The sequence below is a fragment of the Pseudomonas sp. B3(2017) genome (assembly GCF_002113595.1).
GTDB classification, from domain to species: Bacteria; Pseudomonadota; Gammaproteobacteria; order Pseudomonadales; family Pseudomonadaceae; genus Aquipseudomonas; species Aquipseudomonas ekonensis.
The window spans coordinates 1-14522 of sequence record NZ_NEIU01000034.1 but is presented as its reverse complement, the minus strand read 5'-3'; the positions used below and the strand labels follow the sequence as shown (position 1 = coordinate 14522).

Genomic DNA, 14522 nt, shown 5'->3' with positions numbered 1-14522 from the left:
GAAATCTCCCACGGGTCTGTACTGCGTCAACAGTCAGAATCCAGCCTAGTCCCTCCTCCTCCCTTCAAGTACCAGCATACAAGCCAGCCTGCTGGCGATAGCGGTGGGTCAGACAGCAGGGATGTCGGCAGTGCTGGCCTCATCGCTGGCAAGTCGAGTCGTCGCACCGCAGCTCCCACAGGTTTTGGTGGTGTGCATGAATCTTGGGGACACCCGGGATATCTGTGGGAGCTGGCTTGCCAGCGATAGCGGTGGGTCAGGCAACAGGGATGTTGGCAGTGCTGGCCTCATCGCTGGCAAGCCAGCTCTCACAGGGTCTTGTGGTGGGCACAGAATCTGTCATCACCGCAGATGCCTGTGGGAGTCAGCCTGCCGGCGATGGCGGTGGGGCAGGCAACAGGGATGTCCGTGCCGGCCGCAGTGCACAGGCCGCCGATCAGGGATTGCTGACCCTTTCCAGCCAATCGGTGAACAGCTTCACCTTCGACAGGCCTTGCTTGTCGTTCGCCACGTCCAGCCAGTAGCCGTAAGGGCCGGTCACTTCGACCGGGGTGATGGGCAGCAGGCTGCCGTTGGCCAGTTCCTTTTCGATCATCTGCCGGTCGATCACCGCCAGCCCGCCGCCGGCCAGTGCGGTGTGGATCACCTGGTCCAGGGTGCTGAACTCGATCCCTTGCCCGGCGTCGATGTCGTCCCGGCCCATGGCCGCCAGCCAGTTCTCCCAGACCTTCAGGCGCTTGCCGTCGTGCAGGATGTGCAGCAGCGGCGCGCTGCGCAGTTCCGGCGCTTGGCCTGCGTCGAACAGCTCCGGACTGGCCACCGCGATGTGCCGTTCCATCACCAGCAAGCGGCTCGCGCAATGGCTGGCCGCCGCGAGCCCGAAACGGATATGGCAATCGATCTCCGCCAGGCTCTCGTGGCTGGCGTGGTTGGTGACGCTGAGGTTGATGTCCGGGTAACGCTGACAGAACGCACGCAGGTGCGGCGACAGCCAGCGGGTGGCCCAGGTCGGCGGCGCGAGCACCCGCAGGCGCTGGCGCAGGTTGGGCACGCGCACGGCTTGCAGGGCGCGCTCGATGTGATCGAACGCTTCGGCCAAGTGCGGGGACAGGTTGCTGCCGGCTTCGGTCAGCGTCAGCCCTTGCGGGGTGCGCACGAACAGGGCTACGCCCAGGTAATCTTCCAGCTGCTTGATCTGGCGGCTGACCGCGCCCTGGGTGACGTTCAGCCCCTGTGCAGCCTGGCTGAAACTGCGGTGGCGGGCGACTTCTTCGAATACGCGCAAGGTATTGAGGGAGGGCAGTTGGCGCATGGAGGCGGGACTCCGGACCGGACGGTTTGTTTTTGTTTTGAGGGGGTGCCTATCTGACTATCGATGCCTGGCGCAGGCAAGCGTTGTTTGGGCGCACGCCATCGTCGGACCGCCGCCCGGAGCCGACCCGCGATGGCATGCTTGAAGGTGCCGCAGATCCTCGATCAGAAGTAGTAGCCGACGTTCACGTACAGCTGGTTTTCCCACTGATCCGACCCGCCCGCCCCAAGGCTCTGGGTGTAGCTGCTGCCGCCGATGTACGGGTCGTTCTTGCCGATCAGCCATTCCGCCGCCACCCACAGTTTGCTCACCGAGAATGAGCTGCCGAGGATCACCCGCTGGGAGGTCTTGAAGGCGTCGGCGGATTTGTCGAAGGCACTGTAGTTGGCGTAGAGCTTGATGCCGCTGACCTGATCGAACAGGTACTTGCCGGCCACGTCGTAGCTCAGGTCGGCGACGTACAGGTTGCCGCGGCTGGCGACGTTGTAGGTGCCGTCGTAGCCGCCCAGGGTCACCAGTTCGTCGGTGCCGGCGTTGCGCGGCGACATCTGCTGGCGCGCCGCTTGAAGCTGCACGCCCCAGGGGCCGTTCTTGCCCAGGTAGTGCACGGCCACGGCGTTGCGCCGGCCATTGTGGTCGGTGTCCTTGTTCTCCAGGGTCGAGGTCAGGCCGGAGAGGCCGACTTCGGATGTCCATGGGCCCAGGTCGAACGCCCGGGCCACGCGCAGCACCACGGTGTTGCGTTCCTGGTTGTCGCTGCCGTCGGCCACGTAGCTGTCGGCGCCGGAGACCACGCTGGAATAGGTGACGCCCTTGCTGGTGCCTTTGCCTTGCCACGCCGGGCGCAGGTAGTAGCCGGCCTGGACGTTCCAGTCGCCGGACTGCTGAATGTACTTGGCGCCGACCTGCTGCACGTCCTCCAGGCCGATGACGTTGCCCAGGGTCTCGTAGAAGGTGCTGCCGAAGTACGGCTGCAGGCCGAACGGCACGGTGTTCAGGCCCACCTGCACCTGCTGGTCGGGATTGAACTTGTAGCCGGCCCAGGCGAACTTGGCGAACCGGATGTCGCCGTAGTCCTTGGTGTAGCGGTAGGGGTAGGAGCGGCCGTAGAAGCGGTACTGGGCCTCGCCGATCCAGGTGTCGGAGTTGTATTTGGCGCTGAGGAACACCGTGTCCAGGCCGAAGGTCTGGATGTCGCGGTCTGGGTCCACGTCCCAGCGGGCGCGGACGGCGCCGCCCAGGTCGAGGTTGTCGGTGACCTGCACCGCCATCGCCGGGGCGGCGACGCAGCAGAGCAGAAGGAGGGACGTCGTGTTCAGGCGCGAGGAAGCAGGGAAGGGCATAAAGCGGCTCTCGATTGTTTTTATTGGAGTGCCGCGCAGTCTTGCGATCCGCCAGGGGTAGAACAAACGATAAAAACGGCGGGGAAACCTTCGCCGAACGCATGTTAGTCGGAAAATCCTGTAGGACAATCATTTGAATCCGTGGGAAGCTTTGCGCCTTGTCCGTGGTTTCGAGTGCCTTCCATGAAACGCAAAATGCCCGGCCTGAACGCACTCAAGGCGTTCGAGGTGGCCGGCAGCACCGGCAGCTTCACCCGTGCCGCCGAACTGCTCAACGTCACCCAGAGCGCCGTCAGCCGCCAAGTGCGGCAGCTTGAGGAACAGCTGGGCGAAAGCTTGCTGGAGCGCCGCCACCATCACCTGGAACTGACCGGGGCCGGGCGGATCCTGCTGCGGGCGCTGCACCAGTCGTTCGACAAGATCGAGCTGACGGTGCGCAGCATCCAGCAGAAGACCCATTCCAACCGCCTGCACATCAACGCGCCGCCGACCTTCACCCGCCGCTGGCTGATGCCGCGCCTGGGCCGCCTGCGCGAGCGGCACCCTGAGCTGGAGTTGAGCATCACCACCCGTCTGCAGGACAGCCTGGCGGAAACCAACACGCTGGATTGCGCGATCCGCTTCGGCAACGGCGAGTGGGACGGGCTCGACAGCTCGTTGCTGATCCAGGAGCGGCACATCGCCGTGTGCGCGCCCTCGCTGTATGCCCGCGAGGGCGGGGAACAGGGCATCGACCTCAATCGCCTGACCCTGCTGCACGTGCTGGCCAAAGAGGACCAGCGCTACCTGACCTGGAAGCACTGGCTCGACGCGGCGCGCATCAGCGGCGTCGATACCCAGGGCGGCTATGAGTTCGACCTGCTGGACCTGGCGATCCGCGCGGCCACCGACGGCCTGGGCATCACCATCGCCGACTGGCACATGGTCGCGGCGGAACTGGCCAGCGGGCAGCTGACCCAGGTGCTCAACGTGCACGTGGAGGGGCATCAGTCCTATTGGCTGGTGACCCGCCCGGAGCAGACGCACACACCGCAGTTGCAGATGTTCAGCCAATGGCTGCAAGAAGAGATCTGGCTGGCGCAGCGGCAACTGGAGCCTTCCACCGCTGCCATCTGAACAATCTGGCTCCCACAAAACCCCTGTGGGAGCCAGCCTGCTGGCGAAGGCGCCCGCCCGGGCACCGCAGGGCAACCCTGCCGGTCGCAGCCCAAGGTGCCCGGTGCGCTCCAGACCGGGTAACGTTCGTTTTTCGCATGTTTGTCCGCCCGATAAGTCGTTTGTCCACCGCCGGCAACGGGGCAAGACTGGCGCCATCGATAAAAACAAACGATGGGCGATGCACATGCGAGTCGAGCGAAATTTTGTCAACGGCCACTTCACCGAGCCGGCCAGCGCCGCGCTGATCGCGGTTCACAATCCGGCCACCGAAGCGCTGATCGGCCAGGTCTCGGCCGCCACCGCCGCAGAGGCCGCCGCCGCCGTGGAGGCCGCCGCCGCCGCGCAGAAAACCTGGGGCAAACTCACCGCCATCGAGCGCGCCGAACACCTGCGGTCCTTCGCCGCCGCCCTGGAGGATTGCGCCGAATCCATCGGCGCCGCCCTGGCCGCCGAGTCCGGCAAGAGCCTGGCCGACGCGAGCAACGAAGCCCGCTACGCCGCGCAGATCACCCGCTACCACGCCGAATGGGCGCGGCGCATCGAAGGCGAGATCATTCCCAGCGACAGCCCGGACGAAAACCTGTTCCTGCACCGCGAACCCATCGGCGTGGTCGCCTGCCTGATCCCGTTCAACTACCCGGTCTACACCTTGCTGCGCAAGGTCGCCCCGGCGCTGATCGCCGGCAACACCGTGGTGGTGCGCCCGAGCAACAACACCCCGATCTCGGCGTTCGAGATCGCCCGGGCCGTGCAACAGTCGGGCATGCCCGCCGGCGTCATCAACATCCTGACCATGGACCACGCCACCGCCGCCGTGGTGTGCACCCACAAGGCCGTAGGCCTGATCACCCTGACCGGCAGCGTCAACGCCGGGCGCACCGTGCTCGACTACTGCAAGGCCAACATCGCCAAGCCGTCGCTGGAACTGGGCGGCAAGACCCCGGCGATCATCGAGGCCGACGCCGACCTTGAGGCCGCCGCCGCCGCGATCATCGGTTCCAAGACCACCCACTGCGGCCAGCTGTGCACGGCGGTGGAGCGGGTCTACGTGCAGGAGAGCGTGCACGACCGCTTCCTGGCGCTGCTCAAGGCGAAAATCGCTGCGGTGAAATTCGGCGACCGCGCCACCGACGCCAGTCTGATGGGGCCGCTGGCCAACGCCAGCTCGCAGAAGAACATCCACGCCATGGTCGAGCGCGCCGTCGCCGACGGCGCCGTGCTCGAAAGCGGCGGCGTGCTGCCTGAGGGGCCTGGGCATTTCTACCCGCCGACCCTGCTCAGCGGCTGCCGCCAGGACATGGAAATCGTCCAGGAAGAGATCTTCGGCCCGGTGCTGCCGGTGCTCAAGTACCGCGACATCGATGAGGCCCTGGCCTTGGCCAACGACCATCAATTCGGCCTGTCGTCGGTGCTCTACACCGAGAACTACCGCACCGCCCAGAAGGTCGCCAACGCCATCGAGGCCGGCGAGCTGTACGTCAATCGCACCCCGGCCGACCCGTATCAGGGCTACCACGCCGGCTGGAAACGCTCGGGCCTGGGCGGCGACGACGGCAAGCACGGGATGCTCGAATTCACCCAGACCCGCCTGGTGGTCATGAAGTACTGATCCGCCGCGACACGCCTCACGCTACACCTATAAAAACAATTATCAGGGGCGCCCGGACACCGGGTCGCCCGAGGTCTCATCCATGTCCAAGCCTGCATCCTCCGCTGCTGTCCAGGGCTCCACTTCGGTTTCGCAAAGCCGCAGCGACAAGGGAAGTCGCTATGTCCAACTGATGCTGCTGGTGCTGGCCGCCGGTGCGATCTACCCGATCCTGTACCTGCGCCAGGTCTACCAGACCACCATGCTCGAAGTGTTCCAGATCAGCCACAGCGAACTGGGCTACCTGTACTCGATGCTCGGCACGATTTTCCTGCTCAGCTACCTGCCCAGCGGTTGGCTGGCCGACCGCATCGCACCGCGTTTCCTGATCTTCTTTTCGCTGGTCGCCACCGGCGCGCTGGGGCTGTGGTACTCCACGGCGCCGTCGATGACCGGCCTGATGATCATCTTTGGCTGCTGGGGCCTGACCACCGGCCTGACCTTCTGGGCCTCGGTGCTCAAACGGGTCAAGATGATCGCCCATCACTCCGAGCAGGGCCGTTTCTTCGGCATCCTCGACGGCGGCCGCGGACTGGTCGAGGCGCTGCTGGCGACGGTGGCCCTGGGCCTGTTCGCCTACGCCACCGAAACCCGCGGCGAGTCCACCGCCGAAGGCTTCCGCCATGTGGTCTACCTCTATGCCTTCACCTGCATCGCCATCGGCTGCGTACTGGTGCTGATCAAGGACCCTAAGTCGATGGAGGACACGCCGGCGGTGGAGAAGGGCAAGTTCAACCTGCTGGCCGACCTGGCCACGCTGGTGAAGATCCCTGAGCTGTGGCTGGTCACCGCCATCGTGTTCTGCGGCTATCACATCTTCTGGGCCACCTACAGTTTCTCGGACTACCTGCAAGGGGGCGGCATGACCGCCGTGATGGCCGGCACCATCACCACCATCAAGCTGTGGATGCGCCCGGTGGGCGGCATCGGCGGCGGCTGGCTGGGCGACAAGTTCTCCAACATCTCGGTGCTGACCGTGGCGCTGCTGCTGGCCTCGTTGGCGATGGTCGGACTGATCGCGTTCCCGGCGCTCAACAGCATGGGCCTGCTGATCGGCACGGTGATCTTCATCGGCCTGATGACCTACGCGATCCGTGGCCTGTACTGGGCGATCCTCGACAACTGCGACATCCCGCTGCGCATCACCGGCCTGGCCATCGGCATCGTCTCGGTGGTGGGCTACATGCCCGACGCCTTCATTCCGCTGATCAACGGCTACCTCACCGAACAGTACCCGGGTGCGCTCGGCTACAAGCTCTACTTCGGCTACATCGCCGGCGTCGGCCTGATCGGCACCTGCGCCGCGCTGGCCCTGCGGGCCCGGATCAATCGCAAATCCTCGAACAAGGCAGGTGCCTGAGATGAAAATCGTCGCCCTTGAAACCCACATCGTCGCCGTACCGCCACCGCACATCGGCGGCATGTACTGGCTGTTCGTCAAGCTCAGGACCGCCTGCGGCATCGAAGGCGTCGGCGAGATCTACGCCGCCACCTTCGGCCCCAAGGCCATGCTGCCGATTATCGAGGACGTGTTCGAGCGCTACCTGCTCGACCAGGATCCGCACCACATCGAGCGCTTCTTCCGCCAGGCCTATTCGAGCGGTTTCACCCAGCGGCCCGACCTGACCATGATGGGCGTGGTCAGCGGCCTGGAAATGGCCTGCTGGGACATCATCGGCAAGGCCGCGAACAAACCGGTCTACGAACTGTTGGGCGGCAAGGTGCACGAGCGCCTGCGTTCCTACACCTACCTGTACCCGCTCAACAGCCGCGGCGAATACGACTACGACGACCCGGACCTGGCCGCCGAGTGCGCGGTGCAGAACATGCAGAAGGGCTTCACCGCCGTGAAGTTCGACCCGGCCGGCCCGTACACCGCGTACTCCGGGCACCAGATCTCGCTGGAGGTGCTGGAGCGCTGCGAAACCTTCTGCCGCAAGATCCGTGAGGCGGTGGGCAACCAGTGCGACCTGTTGTTCGGCACCCACGGGCAAATGGTGCCGTCTTCGGCGATCCGCCTGGCCAAGCGCCTGGAGAAGTACGACCCGCTGTGGTTCGAGGAACCGGTGCCGCCGGGCCAGGAAGAGGCCATGGCCCAGGTCGCGGCCAAGACCAGCATCCCGATCGCCACGGGCGAGCGCCTGACCACCAAGTACGAGTTCTTCAAGCTGCTGCAGGCCGGCGGGGCGTCGATCCTGCAGATGAACGTGGGGCGCTGCGGCGGCCTGCTCGAAGGCAAGAAGATCGCCAGCATGGCCGAAGCGCATTACGCGCAGATCGCGCCGCACCTGTACAACGGCCCGATCGGCGCGGCGGCGAGTTTCCAGTTGGCGGCGTGCACGCCGAACTTCCTGATCCAGGAAAGCATCGAGACCTGGGGCGGCTTCCACGCCGAAGTCCTGAAGAAACCGTTGCAGTGGGAGGACGGCTACATCATCCCGTCCACCGAGCCGGGCCTGGGGGTGGAACTGGACATGGACGTGGTGCGCCGGCATTCGCCGTACACCGGAGAGCGCCTGCACCTGCAGATGGCCCCGACCCCGGCCGACGTGAAAGACACCTCGCCGGCCAAGGGCTGACAGGGCGGATGCGGTCCTGTGGGAGCCCACCTGTCGGCCCCCGCAGAGAACGCCATTGCCCATTCGATTTTCGTACAACGACTGACGCGGTAACCGTGCATGACATACGACTACATCATCGCTGGCGCAGGCGCCGCCGGCTGCGTGCTGGCCAACCGGCTCTCGGCCTCGGGCGAACACTCGGTGCTGCTGCTGGAGGCGGGCGGCAAGGACAGTTCGCCGTGGTTCAAGATCCCGGTCGGCTTCGCCAAAATGTATTACAACCCGACGTTCAACTGGATGTACTACAGCCAGCCGCAGAAACAGCTCGGCAACCGTGAGATCTACGCCCCGCGCGGCAAGGTGCAGGGCGGATCGGGTTCGATCAACGCGATGATCTACGTGCGCGGCCAGGCCCATGACTTCGACGACTGGGCCGCCAACGGCAACGACGGCTGGGGCTTCAAGGACGTGCTGCCGTACTTTCGCAAGCTGGAGAACCACCCGCTGGGCGACAGCGAGTACCACGGCGGCAGCGGCCCGATCAGCATCACCCCGATGGCGGGCCAGACCCACCCGATCTGCGACGTGTTCCTCAAGGGCTGCGATGAGCTGGGCTATCCGCGCAGCGACGACTTCAACGGGCCAACGTTCGAAGGCGCGGGCATCTACGACGTCAACACGCGCAACGGCCAGCGCTGCTCCAGCAGCTTCGCGCACCTGCATCCGGCGTTGGGCCGGCCGAACTTGACCGTGGAGCATTACGCGCTGGTCGACCGCGTGCTGTTCGACGACAGCGCGCAGCGCGCCACCGGCATCGCCATCACCCAGCACGGCGTGGCGCGCACGTTCACCGCACGCAAGGAAGTCATCCTGTGCGCCGGCGCCGTCGATACGCCGAAGATCCTGCAACTGTCCGGCGTGGCCGACCGCACCTTGCTGGCCAAGCACCGGATCCCGGTGGTCAAGCACCTGCCGGCGGTGGGGCGCAACCTGCAGGACCACCTGTGCGTGAGCTACTACTACAAGGCCAACATCCCGACGCTGAACGACGAACTCAGCTCGCTGTTCGGCCAGCTCAAGCTCGGCATCCGGTATTTGTTCACCCGCAAGGGCGCGCTGGCGATGAGCGTCAACCAGGCCGGCGGCTTCTTCCGCGGCAACGAGCGGCAGGCGCATCCGAACCTGCAGCTGTACTTCAACCCGCTGTCGTACCAGATCCCGAAGAACAACAAGGCCAGCCTCAAGCCCGAGCCGTATTCAGGCTTCCTGCTGTGCTTCAACCCGTGCCGGCCCACCAGCCGCGGGCACATCGAGATCGCCTCGAAGAACCCGCGTGACGCTGCGCTGATCGACCCGAACTACCTGAGCACGCAAAAGGACATCGACGAGGTGATCCAGGGCAGCCGCCTGATGCGCAAGATCATGGGCGCGCCTGCGCTCAAGGGCATCACGGTCGATGAGGTCCTGCCGGGGCCGGCGGTGGAGAGCGACGAGCAGATGCTGCAGTACTTCCGCGACAACTGCGGCTCGATCTACCACTTGTGCGGCTCGTGCGCGATGGGGGCGGACGAGCAGGTCTCGGTGGTCGACAAGCGGCTCAAGGTGCATGGCCTGCAAGGGCTGCGGATCGTCGATGCCTCGGTATTCCCCAACGTGACATCCGGCAACACCCATGCGGCGGTGCTGATGGTGGCGGAGAAGGGGGCGGACCTGATCCTGCAGGAGGCGTAAGGCCGGTGCCTGCGCAATGAGATGTGACACTTGGCCCGGGGCGGTTTCGCTGCCTGGGCTAGGCTTCGGATGCCGGCTCCTTTGGGGGCCGGCATCGTCATTGAGGGAGGTCTGTTTTCTGTTTTGAGGAGCCGCGGATCATGGATGATCTGGTGAAGGAAGTGATTCCGTTGTTGCAGTACCTGATCCCCGGGTTCGTCTCGACCTGGGTGTTCTACACCCTCACGGCGTTCAGGCGGCCCGACACGTTCGGGCAGATCGTGCAGGCGCTGATCTTCACGTTTGTGATCCATGGCGTGGTGATGGGCATTGGCGCCGTCTGCCGGTGGGTGGGAGCGTGGGGTTTTTCCGTAGGAAAGTGGGATGGCGGGGCGCAGGCGTTCTGGGCGTTTGCCGTGTCGCTGGTGCTTGGGTTGTTCGCCTGTTGCCTGGCCACCAATGACCGATTGCACCGTTGGCTGCGCAGCAGAAACGTGACGAAACAATCTTCTTACCCGAGTGAATGGTTCAGGGCGTTCGTGCAGTTTGACCGGCTCATCACCTTGCATCTGCATGACGAAAGGCGCGTCCTAGGCTGGCCCGTCGAGTGGCCGCCGGAGTCGAGCAGCGGGCAGTTCCTGATGCAATCACCCTGTTGGCTGAACGATGATGGCACTGAGGTACCTTTTGGCGCCGAGTTCTTGCTGATAGATTCCGCGAAAGTTAAGTGGGTTGAGTTCAACCCGAAATCAGAGGGTTCATCATGACCGCCAGAGCACCACAACCCATGCCGCCCCATATCGTGCGCCTGTTTTACGGACCGGACGGAAAAATGCTGGAGAAACCGCTGGTGAAGGGGCCGAAGGCGCCACCACCGCTCAAACGCTGATCAGTCCTGCCTGCACCTTTTCACCCCCAACCTTCCTTCACCGCCCGGCGAATGCCCTCCAGCAGCATCGCGAACGCCGGGTTGTCGTTGTTCTCCCGCCAGATCAGGTGCAGCTCGCTCTGCACCCCGTCACCCAGGTCGATCTCGCGGAACACCACATTCCTGAACACCACGCTGGTGGCGCAACGCGGCACCAGGGCCAGGCCCATGCCGGCGTTGACCAGCGCCAGGATGGTCAACGAAGACCCCAGCCATTGCACGTAGTCCGGGGCGACCCGGGCCGAGCGCAGGGTGCCGGTCAGCAGTTCGTTGAACGGCGGGTAGGCGGCGTGGGAGTACATCAGGAACGGCTGGCCGTCGAGGTCGCTGACTGACACCTCAGCCGCCTCCGCCAAGCGATGGCCGCTCGGCACGGCCAGCACGAACGGTTCGCGAACCAGGCATTCGGTGGCGTAGCCCGGCTCCAGCAGCGGCGCGCGGACGATGCCCAGGTCAATGCGCCGGGCCCGCAAGGCTTCGTGCTGCTGGTAGGTGTTCATTTCCGTCAGGTCGATTTTCACCTGGGGCTGGTTCAGCCGCGCCTCGGCGATGACCTTGGGCAGAAACTCATACACGGCGCTGCCGACGAAACTGATGTTGACCGAACCGATGTCGCCCTCGGCGAACCGCCGGGCGGTGACGGCCGCCTGCTGGGCGCGCTCCAGCAGGTTCTGCGCTTCGATGAAGAACGCCCGGCCGGCGGCGGTGAGCGCCACGCTGCGGGTGTTGCGGGTGAACAGTTCGACGCCCAGGTGATGCTCCAGCAGCTGGACCTGCCGGCTCAGCGGCGGCTGGGTCATGTTCAGCCGCTCGGCGGCGCGGCGGAAATTCAGTTCGGTGGCGACGGTGGTGAAGCAGCGCAGCTGGGTCAGTTCGAACATTGATCCAATCCGGGTATCAATCAAGTGCCAAGTTAGATTAGACGGGATCAATACCGGCGTCCATGATCGGGCTGTGCCTCAAGCTTCCCTAAAAAAACAATGATCGGGAGTCGCCCCTTGAATACCCTCCAGAGTCCGCCGGACATCACGGTCCTCGCCAGGGCCGCCGCCAAGGTCAAGCGCCATGTGCTGCCGCTGTTCGTGGTGATGTTCATCGTCAACTACATCGACCGGGTCAACATCGGCTTCGTGCGCAGCCACCTGGAAACCGACCTGGGCATCGGCGCGGCCGCCTACGGACTGGGCGCCGGGCTGTTCTTCATCGGCTACGCCCTGTTCGAAGTGCCGTCCAACATGCTCCTGCAGCGCTACGGCGCCCGCGCCTGGCTGACACGGATCATGTTCACCTGGGGCGCCGCCGCCATGGCGATGGCGTTCGTGCAGGGCGAGATCAGTTTCTACGTGCTGCGCTTCATTCTCGGCGCCGCCGAGGCCGGGTTCTTTCCGGGGATCATCTACTACTTCACCCAGTGGCTGCCGGGCTCCGAGCGGGGCAAGACCATGGCGGTGTTCCTCAGCGGCTCGGCGATCGCGTCGGTGATTTCCGGGCCGGTGTCCGGGGCGCTGCTGCACATCAGCGGGATGGGCCTGCACGGCTGGCAGTGGATGTTCCTGATCGAAGGCGCCGCGTCGGTGGTGCTCTGCGGGTTCGTCTGGTTCTGGCTGCAATCGCACCCGCGCCAGGCCCGGTGGCTGAGCGAAGAAGAGCGCGAAGCGCTGGTGGCGGCGATCGCCGACGAGCAGCGGGCCCGGGAAGCGGCCCAGGCGGTCAAGCCGTCGGTCTTCAAGCTGTTGGCGGACCGGCAGATCGCGCTGTTCTGCTTCATCTATTTCTCTATCGCCCTGACCATCTACGGCGCGACGTTCTGGCTGCCGAGCATGATCAAGAAGATGGGCAACCTCGGCGATTTCCAGGTCGGTCTGCTCAATTCGATCCCATGGATCATCTCCATCGCGGCGATGTACGGCTTCGCCGCGTTGGCCGGCAAATGGAAATTCCAGCAGGCCTGGGTGGCGTTGACCCTGGTGATCGCGGCGATTGGCATGTTCATCTCTACCACCGGCGGACCGGTGTTCGCCTTCGTCGCCATCTGTTTTGCCGCCATCGGCTTCAAGGCGGCATCGGCGCTGTTCTGGCCGATTCCGCAGAGTTACCTGGATGCGCGCATCGCGGCGGCGGTGATCGCGCTGATCAACTCCATCGGCAACCTGGGCGGCTTCGTCGCGCCGACCGCCTTCGGTTTTCTCGAACAGACCACCGGCTCCATCGAGGGCGGCCTGTACGGCCTGGCCGCCACTTCGCTGGTGGCGGCGGTGGTGATCTTCTTCGCCCGCATGGCGCCCGGCGCCAAGGGCCAAACCCCGGCAAAGCCCGGCCGTGACACCGCCGTCGCAACGGCGGCGAAAACGGCTGCCAGCCACTGATCCCGATCCAGCAGGAGCGTTCCCTTGAAAATCACCCGTGTGACCGTCACCCCGATTGCCTTCCGGGATCCGCCGCTGCTCAACGCCAGCGGCATCCACGAACCCTTCGCGCTGCGTTCGATCATCGAGATCGAAAGCGACAACGGCTACATCGGCCTGGGCGAAAGCTACGGCGACGCCCCGGCGCTGGCGATCCAGCAGCAGTTGCAGGCGCAGTTGATCGGCCTTGACCCGTTCAACCTCAACCAATTGCGCCGCATCGTGCAGGCCACCGTCGCCGCGAACAAACCCGCCAGCGTGTCCGGCGCCGAACTGGCTCCCGGCTCCCACGCCAGCAAAGCGGTGAGCAACGCCTATTCGGCGTTCGAAGTGACGTTTCTCGACCTGCAGGCGCGTTACCTGAACGTGCCGTTGGTGGACCTGTTGGGCGGCGCGCTGCGCGATGAGGTGCCGTTCAGCGCTTACCTGTTCTTCAAGTACGCGCAGCACGTGGATTCGCCCTACAGGCCGGACAACTGGGGCGAGGCGCTGAGCGAACAGCAGATCGTCGCCCAGGCGGCGCGGATGATCGAGGCCTACGGCTTCAAGAGCATCAAGCTCAAGGCCGGCACCTTGCCGCCGGAGCATGAGGTGGCGTGCATCAAGGCGCTGAAGCAAGCGTTTCCCGGTTTGCCGCTGCGCATCGACCCCAACGGCAACTGGTCGCTGGAGACGTCCATCCGCATGGCCGAACTGCTCGGCGACGATCTGCAGTACTACGAGGATCCGACCCCGGGCCTCGGCGGCATGGCCGAGCTGCACAAGCGCACCGGCCTGCCGTTGGCGACCAACATGGTGGTCACCGATTTCGACGAGTTCCGCCGCAGCGTCGAGCAGAACAGCGTGCAGATCGTGCTCGCCGACCACCATTACTGGGGCGGCCTGCGTGACACCCAGACCCTGGCGAAGATGTGCGACACCTTTGGCCTCGGCGTGTCGATGCACTCCAACTCGCACCTGGGCATCAGCCTCATGGCCATGGCCCATGTGGCCGCGTCGGTGCCGAACCTGGATTACGCCTGCGACACCCACTATCCATGGCAAGAGCCGGACGAAGAGGTGATCAAGGGCGGCAAGCTGCCGATCGTCGACGGCTGCGTGAAGATCACCCGCGCGGCGGGGCTGGGCGTCGAACTGGACTACGCGCAGTTGGGCAAGCTGCATGACCAGTACCTGACCTGCGGGATCCGCCAGCGTGACGATGTGCGCCAGATGCAGCGCTACAAGCCGGACTGGAAAGCGGTCAAGCCGAGGTTCTGAGGGCGCTGGCCCGGGCCTCTTCGCGGGCATATGCACGACGCGTATCCAATGTGGGAGCAACTGTCTCGCGCCGGTCCTGCGGTGCCAGGACTGACGCTATCGCCAGCAGGCTGGCTTGTATGCTGGTACTTGAAGGGAGGAGGAGGGACTAGGCTGGATTCTGACTGTTGACGCAGTACAGACCCGTGGGAGATTTC

At 64.9% G+C, this 14522-nt stretch carries 11 protein-coding genes; 8 read left to right on the top strand and 3 right to left on the bottom strand.

Annotation, left to right across the window (positions count from 1 at the left end):
• Window positions 1-436: 436 nt before the first annotated feature.
• A complete protein-coding gene (locus CAG33_RS27785) occupies window positions 437-1312 on the bottom strand; it encodes a LysR substrate-binding domain-containing protein (protein ID WP_085641250.1) in 876 nt (291 codons plus the stop codon).
• A 164-nt stretch (window positions 1313-1476) separates the two neighbouring features.
• Window positions 1477-2655, bottom strand: a complete 1179-nt coding sequence (locus CAG33_RS27780; protein ID WP_085633260.1) for a hypothetical protein — start codon at window positions 2653-2655, stop codon at window positions 1477-1479.
• A 183-nt stretch (window positions 2656-2838) separates the two neighbouring features.
• Between CAG33_RS27780 and CAG33_RS27775 the strand changes: the two genes are divergently transcribed.
• The 6 genes from CAG33_RS27775 (at window position 2839) to CAG33_RS27750 (ending at window position 10499) form a co-directional block, all read left to right on the top strand.
• Window positions 2839-3771, top strand: a complete 933-nt coding sequence (locus tag CAG33_RS27775; protein WP_085586440.1) for a LysR substrate-binding domain-containing protein — start codon at window positions 2839-2841, stop codon at window positions 3769-3771.
• Between the two features lie 226 nt (window positions 3772-3997).
• Complete coding sequence (gene aldA / locus CAG33_RS27770) at window positions 3998-5422, top strand: aldehyde dehydrogenase (protein ID WP_085641252.1); 1425 nt, start codon at window positions 3998-4000, stop codon at window positions 5420-5422.
• Between the two features lie 82 nt (window positions 5423-5504).
• Window positions 5505-6821, top strand: coding sequence for a nitrate/nitrite transporter (locus CAG33_RS27765; protein ID WP_085641248.1), 1317 nt, complete (start codon window positions 5505-5507; stop codon window positions 6819-6821).
• Window position 6822: 1 nt separating this feature from the next.
• Window positions 6823-8040, top strand: coding sequence for a mandelate racemase/muconate lactonizing enzyme family protein (locus tag CAG33_RS27760; RefSeq protein WP_085586444.1), 1218 nt, complete (start codon window positions 6823-6825; stop codon window positions 8038-8040).
• Between the two features lie 99 nt (window positions 8041-8139).
• On the top strand, window positions 8140-9753 hold the full coding sequence (locus tag CAG33_RS27755; RefSeq protein ID WP_085633267.1) for a GMC family oxidoreductase: 1614 nt from the start codon (window positions 8140-8142) through the stop codon (window positions 9751-9753).
• Between the two features lie 140 nt (window positions 9754-9893).
• A complete protein-coding gene (locus CAG33_RS27750) occupies window positions 9894-10499 on the top strand; it encodes a DUF6338 family protein (protein WP_085641246.1) in 606 nt (201 codons plus the stop codon).
• A 142-nt stretch (window positions 10500-10641) separates the two neighbouring features.
• Here CAG33_RS27750 and CAG33_RS27745 read toward each other — a convergent pair whose 3' ends face one another.
• Window positions 10642-11541: a LysR substrate-binding domain-containing protein gene (locus tag CAG33_RS27745; protein ID WP_085586451.1), complete on the bottom strand. Its 900-nt coding sequence runs from the start codon at window positions 11539-11541 to the stop codon at window positions 10642-10644.
• A 117-nt stretch (window positions 11542-11658) separates the two neighbouring features.
• Between CAG33_RS27745 and CAG33_RS27740 the strand changes: the two genes are divergently transcribed.
• Both CAG33_RS27740 and CAG33_RS27735 read left to right on the top strand, forming a co-directional pair.
• On the top strand, window positions 11659-13026 hold the full coding sequence (locus CAG33_RS27740; RefSeq protein WP_085641244.1) for an MFS transporter: 1368 nt from the start codon (window positions 11659-11661) through the stop codon (window positions 13024-13026).
• Window positions 13027-13050: 24 nt separating this feature from the next.
• A complete protein-coding gene (locus tag CAG33_RS27735) occupies window positions 13051-14325 on the top strand; it encodes a glucarate dehydratase family protein (protein WP_085641242.1) in 1275 nt (424 codons plus the stop codon).
• The last annotated feature ends 197 nt before the right edge of the window (window positions 14326-14522 follow it).